The organism is Bacillus thermotolerans, from assembly GCF_000812025.2.
Taxonomy (GTDB): domain Bacteria; phylum Bacillota; class Bacilli; order Bacillales; family Domibacillaceae; genus Quasibacillus; species Quasibacillus thermotolerans.
In genome coordinates, this window is sequence record NZ_JWJE02000037.1 from 1 (window position 1) to 12,133 (window position 12,133).

The 12,133-nt window shown below is 42.9% G+C and carries 19 protein-coding genes; 18 read left to right on the top strand and 1 reads right to left on the bottom strand.

Going from position 1 to position 12,133, the window contains the following annotated elements; translation table 11 throughout:
• Positions 1-282 precede the first annotated feature (282 nt).
• The 3 genes from QY97_RS13520 to QY97_RS13525 all read left to right on the top strand — a co-directional run bounded on the left by QY97_RS13520 (position 283) and on the right by QY97_RS13525 (position 1,520).
• Positions 283-798 (top strand): hypothetical protein, encoded by a 516-nt coding sequence (locus tag QY97_RS13520; RefSeq protein WP_039237282.1) that lies wholly within the window; start codon positions 283-285, stop codon positions 796-798.
• Positions 799-894: 96 nt separating this feature from the next.
• Positions 895-1,065 (top strand): hypothetical protein, encoded by a 171-nt coding sequence (locus tag QY97_RS20470; protein WP_157761899.1) that lies wholly within the window; start codon positions 895-897, stop codon positions 1,063-1,065.
• A complete protein-coding gene (locus QY97_RS13525) occupies positions 1,062-1,520 on the top strand; it encodes a helix-turn-helix domain-containing protein (protein ID WP_039237283.1) in 459 nt (152 codons plus the stop codon). The genes QY97_RS20470 and QY97_RS13525 overlap by 4 nt, the downstream gene beginning before the upstream one ends.
• Before the next feature lie 409 nt (positions 1,521-1,929).
• Here the strand turns inward: QY97_RS13525 and QY97_RS13530 are convergent, their stop codons facing one another.
• Entirely contained in the window at positions 1,930-2,208 is a 279-nt protein-coding gene (locus tag QY97_RS13530; RefSeq protein WP_039237284.1) for a hypothetical protein, read from the bottom strand.
• A gap of 246 nt (positions 2,209-2,454) precedes the next feature.
• Between QY97_RS13530 and terS the strand changes: the two genes are divergently transcribed.
• The 15 genes from terS to QY97_RS13605 all read left to right on the top strand — a co-directional run bounded on the left by terS (position 2,455) and on the right by QY97_RS13605 (position 12,129).
• A complete protein-coding gene (terS, locus tag QY97_RS13535; protein ID WP_039237285.1) occupies positions 2,455-3,186 on the top strand; it encodes a phage terminase small subunit in 732 nt (243 codons plus the stop codon).
• Entirely contained in the window at positions 3,179-4,384 is a 1,206-nt protein-coding gene (locus QY97_RS13540; protein ID WP_039237286.1) for a PBSX family phage terminase large subunit, read from the top strand. Before terS ends, QY97_RS13540 begins: the two co-directional genes overlap by 8 nt.
• 9 nt (positions 4,385-4,393) lie before the next feature.
• Positions 4,394-5,908, top strand: a complete 1,515-nt coding sequence (locus QY97_RS13545) for a phage portal protein (protein WP_082090190.1) — start codon at positions 4,394-4,396, stop codon at positions 5,906-5,908.
• On the top strand, positions 5,905-6,918 hold the full coding sequence (locus tag QY97_RS13550) for a phage head morphogenesis protein (RefSeq protein ID WP_039237287.1): 1,014 nt from the start codon (positions 5,905-5,907) through the stop codon (positions 6,916-6,918). Before QY97_RS13545 ends, QY97_RS13550 begins: the two co-directional genes overlap by 4 nt.
• 89 nt (positions 6,919-7,007) lie before the next feature.
• Positions 7,008-7,619, top strand: a complete 612-nt coding sequence (locus tag QY97_RS13555; RefSeq protein ID WP_046128752.1) for a DUF4355 domain-containing protein — start codon at positions 7,008-7,010, stop codon at positions 7,617-7,619.
• 13 nt (positions 7,620-7,632) lie between these two features.
• Positions 7,633-8,001: a hypothetical protein gene (locus QY97_RS13560; RefSeq protein ID WP_039237288.1), complete on the top strand. Its 369-nt coding sequence runs from the start codon at positions 7,633-7,635 to the stop codon at positions 7,999-8,001.
• A gap of 26 nt (positions 8,002-8,027) precedes the next feature.
• Positions 8,028-9,074: a major capsid protein gene (locus QY97_RS13565; RefSeq protein ID WP_039237289.1), complete on the top strand. Its 1,047-nt coding sequence runs from the start codon at positions 8,028-8,030 to the stop codon at positions 9,072-9,074.
• Between the two features lie 13 nt (positions 9,075-9,087).
• Complete coding sequence (locus QY97_RS13570) at positions 9,088-9,270, top strand: DUF7210 family protein (RefSeq protein WP_039237290.1); 183 nt, start codon at positions 9,088-9,090, stop codon at positions 9,268-9,270.
• A gap of 5 nt (positions 9,271-9,275) precedes the next feature.
• The gene (locus QY97_RS13575) at positions 9,276-9,617 is read left to right on the top strand and encodes a phage head-tail connector protein (protein ID WP_039237291.1); all 342 of its coding nucleotides are present in this window, start codon (positions 9,276-9,278) and stop codon (positions 9,615-9,617) included.
• Complete coding sequence (locus QY97_RS13580) at positions 9,604-9,930, top strand: phage head closure protein (protein WP_039237292.1); 327 nt, start codon at positions 9,604-9,606, stop codon at positions 9,928-9,930. Before QY97_RS13575 ends, QY97_RS13580 begins: the two co-directional genes overlap by 14 nt.
• Positions 9,923-10,342, top strand: coding sequence for an HK97-gp10 family putative phage morphogenesis protein (locus tag QY97_RS13585; protein ID WP_039237293.1), 420 nt, complete (start codon positions 9,923-9,925; stop codon positions 10,340-10,342). Before QY97_RS13580 ends, QY97_RS13585 begins: the two co-directional genes overlap by 8 nt.
• Positions 10,343-10,345: 3 nt before the next feature.
• Positions 10,346-10,750: a DUF3168 domain-containing protein gene (locus tag QY97_RS13590; protein WP_039237294.1), complete on the top strand. Its 405-nt coding sequence runs from the start codon at positions 10,346-10,348 to the stop codon at positions 10,748-10,750.
• 13 nt (positions 10,751-10,763) lie between these two features.
• Positions 10,764-11,279, top strand: coding sequence for a phage major tail protein, TP901-1 family (locus QY97_RS13595; RefSeq protein ID WP_039237295.1), 516 nt, complete (start codon positions 10,764-10,766; stop codon positions 11,277-11,279).
• A 56-nt stretch (positions 11,280-11,335) separates the two neighbouring features.
• Positions 11,336-11,788 carry a tail assembly chaperone gene (locus tag QY97_RS13600; RefSeq protein WP_039237296.1) on the top strand — a complete coding sequence of 151 codons (453 nt, stop codon included), beginning with the start codon at positions 11,336-11,338 and terminating at the stop codon, positions 11,786-11,788.
• 17 nt (positions 11,789-11,805) lie between these two features.
• Positions 11,806-12,129, top strand: a complete 324-nt coding sequence (locus QY97_RS13605; protein WP_039237328.1) for a hypothetical protein — start codon at positions 11,806-11,808, stop codon at positions 12,127-12,129.
• Positions 12,130-12,133 lie beyond the last annotated feature (4 nt).

Below are 12,133 nucleotides of genomic sequence, written 5' to 3' on the forward strand. Positions count from 1 at the left end.
CCGGCTTCTTCAAGAAGAGCTGGCTACGGCTTAAGATTTCCGTGTCTCATACACCGCTGGAACGGCGGGGTGTGCCTGCCGATGCTGCGGGGCTGCGGCGTCGGGTACTGTTTTTTAACAGTAATGGAGGGACAGTAAGCCCTGGGAACAGCCAGGCAAGTCCTGATGAAGCAGGAATTCTGCGACGACAAGTCTTAGGGTTTTACTGCCCGAAAGGGCAATAGAATCCCGCGACTTTAGTCGTGGGAGGTTCAAGGAGTACTGGGTGCTGTTGCAGGGGCAGTGCTAGGATCAATTGGAACTCTTATTGTTACACATTGGCTCAATCAAAAAGGGAAAATACACTTTAATGTAGCAAGTGCAAAGTACGAGAAATATTCCCGGGATAAGTACAATGAGAAAATTTCATATAATCCCGAAGAAGAAAAAAATGAACTAGAGACTCTTATTGAATTGCAGCTCTATAATTCTTCAGGCACCCCTAAACACGTTAAGGACATAGGGTTATATATAGCATTAGTTGGCAATAAAAAGGATGTTAAAACCTTCCCTTTGGATGATAAGGCTACTAAAAAACAAGATAAACTTGGGATATTTTACTTTGACAAAGTCGAGTATATAAATGTGCCATCAAAGGAACTAATCAAGTTAAACTTAAGGAATGTTATTTACAAGAGGGAACAGGAAATACCATCTAACTCAAAAGCGTATTTGATTTATCGCCGTCAACGGAAATATTGGTTTGTGGATAAATACTTTTATACGAAACATAAAATATACCTATTTGATATTGAATAGTTCTACCAGCCATCTGGAGGACACTAACACATGAGAGCAGGTTTCTGCTTCTATGTGAGGTGTCCTCTTTTTTTATTTCATAAGGGGGAAGGATGCATGAATCTAACTTTAAAGGAACAGCTCCGGCAATGGAAGCGGAAAAACCAGGGGGTTAAGGGAAGAAAGAATAAGCAGCCAGAGAAGCTCTCTGAGGGTGATTTGAGATATTTGATGGGTATGAATATGCAAACACTAAGAAGAGGCAAAGGAGGAGCTTTTAAGCGATGAATAGACAAGAGATCGAAAAAACTTTGAAGGACTATGCTTGGATGATTAACTCTATTAAAATCCTCCGAGAGGCGCTAAATGGAGCCGGTGAGCGTGTGGTTAGAGAATATGGGCCAGATAGTGACATGCCGAAGCCAAAAGGAGGCATCTCGGATCCTGTATATAGAGAATACCTTAGACGGGAAAAGCGGTGGGCGAAAGTTAAACAGTATGAGGATAAGGTTAGGGCTATTCAAGAGCGGATGCATGTTATTCAAGATGAGAGGGAAATTGAAGTGCTACATTGGTTATTGGAAGGGAAGAGTTATTGCTGGATTGCTATGCACATGGGATTCTCTCCTTCCCATATTAAGCGTATTCGAGATGCTATTGTAGATAAGTTAGCCGCAGACGAAACAAACGGCACAAATGGCACAAAGGAAACGAATTTTGCAGAAGGAAAATCCGCGTGCTAGAATGGAAGGCAGGACGGAGAGGTTAAATCTCTCTTGGTTGGTAGTCATATTCAGGGGCTATGTGGCTTGGAAAACCATATAGCCGGCAAATATTCGGTAAAGAACCAGGGTTCAATATGTTGTTAGAAGTCGTTCATTCATTCTCTGGAAACGTCTTGCCTATGATTTTCAATACCCTGAAACTATTATCTTTGTGCGTTGGCACATATACGGCTGTGAGAGCAGACGTTCTTTCTCTTTGTAAATCGGGTATCAATTTCCCACTCTCCTATGGTTTCCGGTTTAGAGGGAGAAAACATCTTTTTACTTAATGCTTCCAGAAACACCTTGAACTATGTTAATCGTGAACTTTACTAGCTATAAACAAAACACCCTGAATTCTTCAAGGTGCTCTTTGGTTGCCTTGTATTTAATTAGGTGGCTCTTGTCTATCGATTGGCATTAAAACTGGGTTGGGTACAGGCTCGTTTGCCCGATGCGGATTTGTAAGTCTCTCTTCATATCTGCGATTAGCCGCATAAAACTGGTCTTCCAACCACCCAGCTTGTTCATGTGTTAGTTCCAGCACAAATTCATTATTAGTGTCATCATATGCAGTTAGAAGTACATAGCTTTTGTTATCACGAGTAACATTAGCAACTCTCAGGTAAAGGTTTTTGGCTTCTAATCTTAACTGCATTCCGTCCACGGCTATAACCTCCTTGAAACTTTTATGGTACTATTCCCTGCGAGGAAGAAAGTATGCAGAAAAGTTAGGTTTTCCCAGATTCGGATTGGATAATAACAATGTTTGTAACTACCGGGCTCATACTCCTAATAAAGTAGCGGTCGTTTAACTTAGCCTACCTAGATTTGGGTAGGGAGAGCATCCTCAATGGGTGCTCTTTTCTTTGCCCAAAACAAACACAAAACCGGAGGTGGCAGGTGATGTAGCATGGCTGAAAGATATGTGTTAGCCGAAAAAGATTACGTCAAAGGCATGAAATACAAGGACATTGCCGAGAAGTACGGTGTCTCTCTGAATACAGTGAAGTCTTGGAAGAAACGATATGGTTGGAATCGCGATAAGGGTGCACCCTCTGAAAAAAGTGTGCACACAAAAAAGCGTGGTGCCCCAAAAGGGAACATCAATGCTAAAGGCAACAAAGGTGGTGCCGCTCCAAAAGGAAACCAAAACGCAGTCACACACGGTTTCTTCTCTAAGTTCCTCCCTGCAGAAACGCTTGAAATCATGGAAAGCATGAATGAGCGTTCGCCCGCTGACTTAGTTTGGGATCAGATACAGATTCAGTATGCAGCCATTATTCGAGCTCAGCGAATTATGTTTGTTGAAGACAAAGACGAAATGATCAAGGAGCTCAAAAAGAAAAAGGATGCTGACTTTTCGGAAGAGCGAGAATGGGAAGTCCAATTCGCATGGGATCGCCATGCCACCTTTTTAAATGCTCAATCGAGAGCAATGGCAGAGCTCCGCAGCTTGATTAGGCAGTTTGACGAGCTGGCTCACGTTAATGATGAGCGTCGCCTGAGGTTAGAACAGATGAACCTCAACATTCAGAAAACAAAAGCAGAGATCGAGAAGATCAACAGTCAGCAAGGATCTGGGGCACAAGAAAGTGCAGTTGCTGCTATGCTCAGAAGAATGGCAGGCGAGTCGGATGGCTGATTTAACACCTAAGCAAAGAGAAGTATGGGATTGCTTCATTAAGGAACAGCCGAAAATATTGCTGGCCAGCGGGGCCAAACGGGCAGGGAAAACCTTTGTGTTTATCCTGCTTTTTTTGATGCACATCGCCAAGTATGAGAAGCAGGGATTATCATTCATTATTGGCGGATCGACCCAAGCTTCTATTCGTCGTAACATCTTAAATGACATGGAAGAGATACTCGGCAAAGAGTTGAAGTTGGATAAAACGAACGCCATTAATGTGTTTGGCAATAAAGTGTACTGCTTTGACGGAACCAATGCTGATGCATGGAAAAAAGCTCGTGGGTTTACAGCTGCAGGCGCATTGCTGAATGAGGGAACCGCCCTTCATGATATGTTCGTAAAGGAAGTTATTTCCCGCTGTTCTTATCCAGGGGCACGCGTGTTGATTGATACAAACCCAGAGAATCCTGCTCACTTTGTTAAGACGGATTACATTGATAAAGACGGGCAAAGGCTGGCTAATGGGAAGCTGAATATTAAAGCGTTTCACTTTACCCTGTTCGATAACATTTACCTGGATGAGGAATACGTAGAAAGTATTATTGCCTCTACGCCAACAGGCATGTTCACGGATCGCGATATTTATGGTTTATTATGGGTAGCAGCAGAAGGTGTTGTTTACAAGGATTTCAACAAAGACAAGCATTATATCAGTGCTAAAGATCTCGAATCCGTCAAGATGGTTCGTTATTTCGCGGGCGTTGACTGGGGATATGAGCATCACGGCTCGATAGTCGTACTTGGAGAGGATGACCAGGGCGGCTTTTTTGTCGTGGAAGAACATGCAGCACAACATGAAGAAATTGATTATTGGGTGGAAGTTGCGAAAGACATAAAAAGACGGTATGGAAACATTAACTTTTACTGTGATACCGCTCGTCCAGAGCATGTCATTCGCTTTAGGAGAGAAAGGATTCGTGCGCTTAATGCAGATAAGAAAGTGTTAGCTGGTATTGAGGAAGTGGCGCGACTCTTTAAATCAAGCAAATTGAAAGTGGTCAGTGACAATGTGGACCGCTTCAAAAAAGAAATCTATCAGTATGTTTGGAATGAGAAGACGGGCGAACCCGTTAAACAATGGGACGACGTGCTCGATTCCATTCGCTATGCCATATATACACACACGAAACCGCAAAGGCGGAAAACGAGGTAGGTGAGAAAACTGATTCAATTTAAAGAGCGCATTGATCAAAACGGTATAGATGCACAAACAGTGACAGAGATCATTGATGCACATAGAAGCGATCATAACCGCATGCTTAAACTTTACCAGCGGTATAAAGCCGATCTAGACGGTCCAGCGATTTTTTCACGTACTGCGATGAAATATGAAGACTTTGAAACAGTTGGAAACATCCGGCGTTTGGATGATAAAGTCAATAACCGCTTGAATAATGCGTTTGATGTAGATATTGTGGACACAAAAATTGGGTATCTTTTTGGCCATCCGATCAGCTATGACGTAGATGAAACAAATCACAAGCTTAAAGAAGAAATTGACGACTTTCTCTTACGGAATAACATGGAGGACAGTGATTCAGAGTGTGGAAAGATGGCGGCCATTTGTGGTTATGCCGCTCGGTTAGCATATATCGATACGGATGGCTTTGAGCGGGTTAAGAATATTGATCCATGGGAAGCTGTTCTGATTGGCGATGAAATGCATGAACCCGACTATTCGTTGCGTTACTTCTACCGTGACAATGACCTGTACGCAGAGTTTTACGACGAATCAAGGATTCACTTCTTCAAAAGAGGGAAAGAGGGTCAGCTTCACAAGTACGATGAGAAACCGCATATGTTCGATCATAACCCGCTGTTTGGCATACCGAATAACAAAGAACTTAAAGGAGATGCTGAAAAGGTCTTAGCGCTTATCGATGCTTATGACCGCACTCTTTCAGATGCATCTAATGAAATTGAGCAATATCGATTAGCTTATCTCGTTTTGAGAGGGATGGGCGCTGATGAGGAAACACTGGCCAATTTAAATAAGTCCGGTGTTTTTGAGCTGTTTGGCGAGAATGACGATGTGCGGTATTTAACGAAGGACATCAATGATCAAATGATTGAAAATCATTTAAACAGGCTGGAAGAGAACATTCTTCGTTTCGCCAAATCGGTCAACTTTACCGACGAATCATTTGGTACACAGTTGAGCGGCGTGGCTATGCGCTTCAAAATCATGGCTTTAGAAAATAAGTGCATCACAATGGAACGCAAATTTACAGCAGCACTTCGCTATCAATTCAAAGTTCTTTTCAGTGCTTGGGCTAAACGGAAAGGCTTCAGTAAAGAGGACTATCTAAAAGTATTCTTTAGCTTTAAGCGCAATCTTCCAGCGAACCTGTTAGACGAAGCACAAACCACTGCTCAACTCAAAGGACATGTGAGCGAAAAAACACGCCTAGGCTTACTCTCTTTTGTGGATGATGTAGATTTTGAATTGAATGAAATGCAAAAGGATGCGATGCTTTATGGAGCGCAATTAGAACCGCTCAAGGATCCGCTTAATGAAGAGGAACTTCCTAAAGAGGAAGGGGGAGCGGTAGCTGAACCCAGGGAGAGCGAAAAACCTTGTCCTCAGTGCGGTGGAACGGGAAAGATCACAAGTAACATCACTGGAGATCGCATTCAATGTACGAAATGCAAAGGGACAGGCGTGGTAGCAAGATGAACCAGCTTGATATTGTGGAGAAACTAGATAAACTGCTTGCTAAGACTGAGAGTGTCATTGAAGAAGTATTTGCGAGGCGCTTAAAAGAACTGCATGCTCAAATTGGCAGCATGTACCGCAAATATGAGAAGAATGGCGAATTATCTTACACCGAATTAAACAAATATAATCGGCTGCAGAAAGAGTTTGAAGTCATTAGCAAGATGTTTAATGACGATTATAAGCAGCTAGTCAGAGAGATCAACCAATCGCTTCAAGCGCAATACGTCGAGAATTATCTGATGCACGCTTATCTATTTCAGGTAGGCTTGTCTACAGAAATGGGTTTCTCAATGCCAAAACTCGATACTGTAAAGCAGGCGATTACTAATCCAGTGGATAAATTAACACTGCCATCTGTCATGACTGAGCACCGGAATGAGATTATCCGAAAAATCAATATCGAGATTAGTCAAAGCTTAATCGCTGGTGAAGGATATACAGACATGGCCAAGAGGATTGAGAGCGCGGTAAATTTCTCACGTAAAAAAGCCATGCTGGTGGCCAGAACGGAATCAGGACGTGTCCGCTCGCTGTCAGATGAAGCGGTCGAAAAACAGGTCTCTAAACATGCAGATATGAGGGGCGTATGGGCCTCTTCTCTTGATCTGAGAGTGAGAGAATCCCATCGAAAGCTAGATGGCCAAAAAACGGATAAAGATGGTTACTTTCATTATCAAGGCATGAAAGCGAAAGGGCCGCATCTCTGGGGAAAGGCTGATATGGATATCAATTGCCGTTGTGTGAAATTGTGGCTAGTTAATGGAATGCTTCCAGAATATCGTCGAGGTCGCGATTATATGGATCCTGGCTATCAGAAGAAGCTGGCAGAACGTGTAGATAAGCTGATGGCAGATGAAGGGATAACCTATGTACAAGCTTTAAAGAAAGCCCAGAAAGCCATCAAGCCGCCTTCCCGATCTTTTAAATATGTTACTTATGAGGAATGGAAGAAGGGTTATGCCTCGTAATTCTTGTCTTTGAGCACTAGACGTTAAACAGGCTTTTTTATTTTGCACATGCTGGACTTCGGCACATCATGAGTAAGGAGGTTTTGTAAATGAATATTGAAGAAATCAAAGCTTTTCTTGAATCCAATAAAGATCAACCAGAAGTAGCTGCTTACCTTGAAGAACTTTCAGCGGTGTCTGCTGACAAGGTGAAAGGGTTCCTGGATACAGACGAAGGTAAACGTCTGATACAGCCAATTCTAGATAAATATCATTCTAAGTCTCTTGAAAGTTGGAAGGCGAACAATCTGGAGAAATTAGTAGAGGCTGAAATAGCTAAGCGTAATCCTCAAAAAAGTCCTGCTGAAATTGAAGTAGAGAAGTTACGTAAGGAAATTGAAGATGAACGGAAAGCACGCGCTCGACAGGAAATCTACAATAAGGCGATGAAGCAGGCAACAGAAAAGAATTTACCCGTAGATTTATTAGATTACTTTGTCTCCGATGATGAGGAGAAAACAAGTGAGAATCTCAGTAAGTTGGAGGAAGTGTTTACAAAGGCAGTTCAAACAGGTGTGGAGAGTAAGTTTAAAGAGAATGGCCGGGATGTTCACAAAGGTACTAGCAATGGTGCTAACGAGGACTACGGTAAAAAGATTGCTCAAGAATATATACAAGACAATCAAGGGATTGAAGAAGCACAGAATTCCTATTTTAGCTAAGGAGGAATGAACAATGAAATTCACTGAAACAATCTACACAAATAAAAGAGAGATTTTAAAGTTTCCTGATCATTATGTAAATCTTGCCGTGACGGTAGATGATGCAGATGTTCCAGCGAATTCAGAGGGAAGAAAGGTTGTACCCGCTGGAACGATTATCGGAGGCGGTTTCTTATCAGATCCAGCCGTGAGAGCTGTAAAAGCTACAACTCTAGATGGAGTATCTAATGCAGAAGGTATATTGCTGGATGATGTGGATGTTACTCATGGACCAGCATCTGGTGCCGCTATCATCCATGGTTTTATTGATGAAAATAAACTACCGGCAGCTCCAACTACTGAAGAGAGAGCAGCTCTTAAGCAAGTTACCTTTTTAAAATAAACGAAAAGCTGAAAGGATGAATAGACATGCCTAAAATTTTTGACCTTGTTAATGCTAAGCACATTGCTTCCTATTATGAAGAAAAGACGTCTAATAAAATCCCTTACTTGGGTGCTACTCTTTTCCCGGCTAAGAAACAGTTAGGGCTTGACCTTAGTTGGATTAAAGGATCAAAAGGACTTCCAGTTGCATTGATGCCGTCCGCTTTTGATACAAAGGCAACACTTCGTGATCGTATTGGATTCAAAGAAATCCAAACAGAAATGCCTTTCTTCCGTGAAGCCATGCGGATTGGCGAGCGTGACCGCCAAGAGTTAAATAAACTAGCAGCCTCTAACTTAGATAACATGGCTAAAACAATTATCAATCGCGTTTATGATGATGTTACTAATCTTGTAGAAGGGGCGGCTGTTCAGCCGGAACGAATGATCATGCAGCTGTTATCCACAGGAGAGATCAACATTGCAGCGAACCGGCAAGATTATACGTATGACTACAAAATGCCTTCTGAGCACAAAGAGCAATTACTTAGTACAGCTAAATGGACTGACACGGAAAATTCTACACCTGTTCAAGATCTTATGGCATGGCAAGACAAAGTAGAAGATGATACAGGAACACGACCAAGCAGAGCAATTCTCAGTCGTAAAACATGGGGTTATCTCATGAAAAACAAGAGTATTCGATTAGATATGGACCCTATTGGAGGTCAGAACGTTATTCTTACCGATGCAATGTTACGTCAATATTTTGAAACCAAGCTCGGTATGACATTTGCTATTTACAGTAAAAAATTCACTGCAGAAGATGGAACAATCAAAAGCTTTTTCCCAGATGATGTAGTTACCCTTATTCCAGACGGAACACTTGGTAATACGTATTACGGTACAACACCAGAAGAGTCGGATCTAATGACGGGGTCTGTAGATGCAGATGTGCGTATTGTTAATACAGGGGTAGCTGTTACAACGGTTAAAGAAGTTCACCCAGTGAACGTGCAAACTATTGTATCTGAGATTGTGCTACCTTCATTTGAGAACATCGATAAAATTTTTATTGCTCAGGTGAACTAAGGAGTGATGCCCCATGACGGGAAAACTAGAATCTGCTGCAAAGCAATCTGCTAAAACAAATAGAATAAAAGTCACCTTTTCAAAGAATGTTAAATTCGGTAAAGAGCGCTATAAAAGTGGTGAGTCCATATCGGTCACAAAGAAAGAACGGGAAGAATTGGAGAAAGCCGGTGCAATTGAAAGTGAGAGTAGGTGAAAACAATGTGGCGACCTACACCAGATGAGATTGAAGAAATTAAATTAATCAATGGGGAGCAAAGTGTGGAGGAAGATAAATATTACCTCACAATGCTCCCCATTTTATTTGAGCATGTTAAAGAGGTATGCAATAACAATTTTGGGCATAGGGAAGGCACACAGCCAAATATCCCTCCAGGTGTGAAAATCTACATGGCCAAAGTGATTGCCTTCAACAAGAACAAAATGGGCCTGAGAAGTAGGAAGATGGGATCCGTGTCTTACTCTTATGATGTGGAGTTTCCAAATTCCATGGATCATTATATTCGGCCTTATAAGAAGGTGAAGTTCCATGCTTTACGATGAATTTCCCCATACAATCACTTTTTTGCAGAATCAGAGAGTTTCAGATGGCGGCGGTGGCCACACAACAACTTGGGGGCCTGTTCTGACGATTAAAGTTTTTATGGATACACCATCGAGCCGCGAGCGATATGAAGCCATGCAGCTAAACAATCCGCTCGATCGGTATCTGTACTATCCTTATCGGACCGATATCACCGCAGATATGCGCGTCGAGTATGAAAAAGGTGTATATGAGATCGCAGGCGAGCCAGAGGATCAGGGTGGTCAGCATGAGATCATGAGAGTCGCACTGAAACTGGTGTCAGATGGCTAATATCCGTTATGGGAGCCGCCGCCTCTCTATAGCCATCAAAAAATATGGTGATGGCATTATCAACGACGTGAAGCGGGTCATCGCTGAAACTGCTCGCCTCATTCAGTCGAATGCACAGGCCATGGCGCCGGTGGATGATGGGGATCTGAGAAAGTCTATTGAAGTAGACATTCGAGATGGTGGATTCACCGCTATTGTTACTGTGGGCGCTCATTATGCGATCTATGTAGAGTATGGAACGGGAATCTATGCGGTCAATGGAGATGGAAGGAAAACGCCGTGGGCGTATTATTCTGATAAGCTGGGCCGCTTTGTTCGCACACGAGGCATGGAAGCTCAGCCGTTTTGGTTTCCAGCAGTGGAGATCGGACGTCAGTATTTCCATGCCGAAATGAAGAGGCTGGGAGGATGAGGCATGACATATGAAACAGCCTTATGGCCATTACAGCAAGTGATTTTTCAACGCCTATCATCCGATCCGGTTCTTTCCGGTATGGTGACAGGCGTCTTTGATCATGTACCAGAGAATCAGCCTTTTCCTTATGTCGTGATTGGTGAGCCATCGGAGTTGCCGTTCGATACAAAGTCAACCTTTGGAGAAGAAATTAGTCTGGTACTGCATGTGTGGTCTGACTATGCAGGAAAAAAAGAAGCATATAACATTTTAGAAGCTTGTCAGAAGGCATTAGCTTATCGCTTAGAGGTCGATGGCTTTAAGCTGCTGAGAGTAGAGAGAGCTGGGAAACAAGTCTTTGACGATATAGATCCACGTATCAAACATGGTGTACTTCGCATGAGGTACACCATTAACAATTTATAGGGAGTGATTTTGCATGCAACAAGGAAAAGATACAATCCTGCTGGTACAGTCCACAGATACAACTCTCGGCGCTGAAGGATTGCTGATCGGTAACTTAACAGATAACAGCTATGCGATCGAGAATGAGTTGATCGACGAGGCGACAAAGTTTGGACGAATCGTCGGCTACGGCCAAAACAGTGAATCGTTTGAATTCACAGCATATGGTGAGACAGGGGATCCAGGGCAGAAAGCGGTGCTGGATGCCATCAAAAATAAAAGACAGATCAAAGTTTGGGAAGTGGATATCAATTTAAATGATCAAGGCCGTCATCCGGCTGTCTTTGGTTATTGCATCGTGGAGAGTGTGGAAAGGTCAAATCCACAGGATGGCTTTCAAGAAGTCACGGCAACGGTACAAGTCATCGGTCAAACACAGGAAGGGGATATCGCACCACTGCCAGCTGAAATGATTGAATTCGCTCGTTATGGCTTTGAAGAACCTGGAGAATCAACAGGTGAATTTCCAGATCAAACAGCTGGAGCTTAATGCAGGGTCAGGGTCATTTCTGCTTTTTTGAACTACTTATTAAGGAGGGTTTATATATGGCATTCTTAAAAATCAACGGCAAGGAACTAGAGGCAAAATGTAACTTTAGGTTCGAACGATTAGCGGACAAGAAATACTCAGAGCAAGACAAAGAGGGTAACGATATCGGCGGTTTTCACAGCTTGTACTCTAACCTATTGCAGTATTCCAACAAGCATCTATTAGCGTTTTGGGATTGTGCGCTGGATTATTTAGCCAAAGATAAACCAAAGCTTGAAGAGATCGAGGCAGCTATCGAAGCGCGTATCGAAGAGGATGGAGACACGGAACAGTTGTTTAAAGAGGCGTTCCAAACCATCGATGAATCGGGTTTTTTCAAGAAACAAGCCAAGAACTACTGGAAAAACATCGAAGCCTTCAAAGAGAGTGGCAAAAACGAGGAAGAGAAAGCAGAACGCGCCAAACAAGTGGAGATCCTGCTCAAAGCGCGCGAAGAGCTGACGGCATAGATTATGACCAATTGTTTGTGAATGCGGCTCATTATCTTCAGGTGTACGACGTTGATTTGATTCTCTCCTGGACGCCTAGAGAATTCAAGAACTTTATTAAAGGAGCTCAGCTGAAAATTGTCGATGAATATGAGGCAATGGCTAAGCAAGCGATGTTTAACCGCTATGCCCAAAATGCGAAGCGGGCCAAAGAGAAAAAGATGTTTGATGCACAAGTGGCGCGTAGACGTATCATGAACGGCTTGGATAACTGGAAAGAGAGCCGAGAGCTGAAAGTCAATGTGAATCGCTATCGTGCAGCTCAGAAAGCAATGAAAGCCTACACCATGAAAGGAGGCTAATGGC

Coding starts and splice junctions, on each gene's coding strand:
- QY97_RS20470 (WP_157761899.1), top strand. CDS start 895: ATGAATCTAACTTTAAAGGAACAGCTCCGGCAATGGAAGCGGAAAAAC.
- QY97_RS13525 (WP_039237283.1), top strand. CDS start 1,062: ATGAATAGACAAGAGATCGAAAAAACTTTGAAGGACTATGCTTGGATG.
- terS (WP_039237285.1), top strand. CDS start 2,455: ATGGCTGAAAGATATGTGTTAGCCGAAAAAGATTACGTCAAAGGCATG.
- QY97_RS13540 (WP_039237286.1), top strand. CDS start 3,179: ATGGCTGATTTAACACCTAAGCAAAGAGAAGTATGGGATTGCTTCATT.
- QY97_RS13550 (WP_039237287.1), top strand. CDS start 5,905: ATGAACCAGCTTGATATTGTGGAGAAACTAGATAAACTGCTTGCTAAG.
- QY97_RS13555 (WP_046128752.1), top strand. CDS start 7,008: ATGAATATTGAAGAAATCAAAGCTTTTCTTGAATCCAATAAAGATCAA.
- QY97_RS13560 (WP_039237288.1), top strand. CDS start 7,633: ATGAAATTCACTGAAACAATCTACACAAATAAAAGAGAGATTTTAAAG.
- QY97_RS13565 (WP_039237289.1), top strand. CDS start 8,028: ATGCCTAAAATTTTTGACCTTGTTAATGCTAAGCACATTGCTTCCTAT.
- QY97_RS13570 (WP_039237290.1), top strand. CDS start 9,088: ATGACGGGAAAACTAGAATCTGCTGCAAAGCAATCTGCTAAAACAAAT.
- QY97_RS13575 (WP_039237291.1), top strand. CDS start 9,276: ATGTGGCGACCTACACCAGATGAGATTGAAGAAATTAAATTAATCAAT.
- QY97_RS13580 (WP_039237292.1), top strand. CDS start 9,604: ATGCTTTACGATGAATTTCCCCATACAATCACTTTTTTGCAGAATCAG.
- QY97_RS13585 (WP_039237293.1), top strand. CDS start 9,923: ATGGCTAATATCCGTTATGGGAGCCGCCGCCTCTCTATAGCCATCAAA.
- QY97_RS13590 (WP_039237294.1), top strand. CDS start 10,346: ATGACATATGAAACAGCCTTATGGCCATTACAGCAAGTGATTTTTCAA.
- QY97_RS13595 (WP_039237295.1), top strand. CDS start 10,764: ATGCAACAAGGAAAAGATACAATCCTGCTGGTACAGTCCACAGATACA.
- QY97_RS13600 (WP_039237296.1), top strand. CDS start 11,336: ATGGCATTCTTAAAAATCAACGGCAAGGAACTAGAGGCAAAATGTAAC.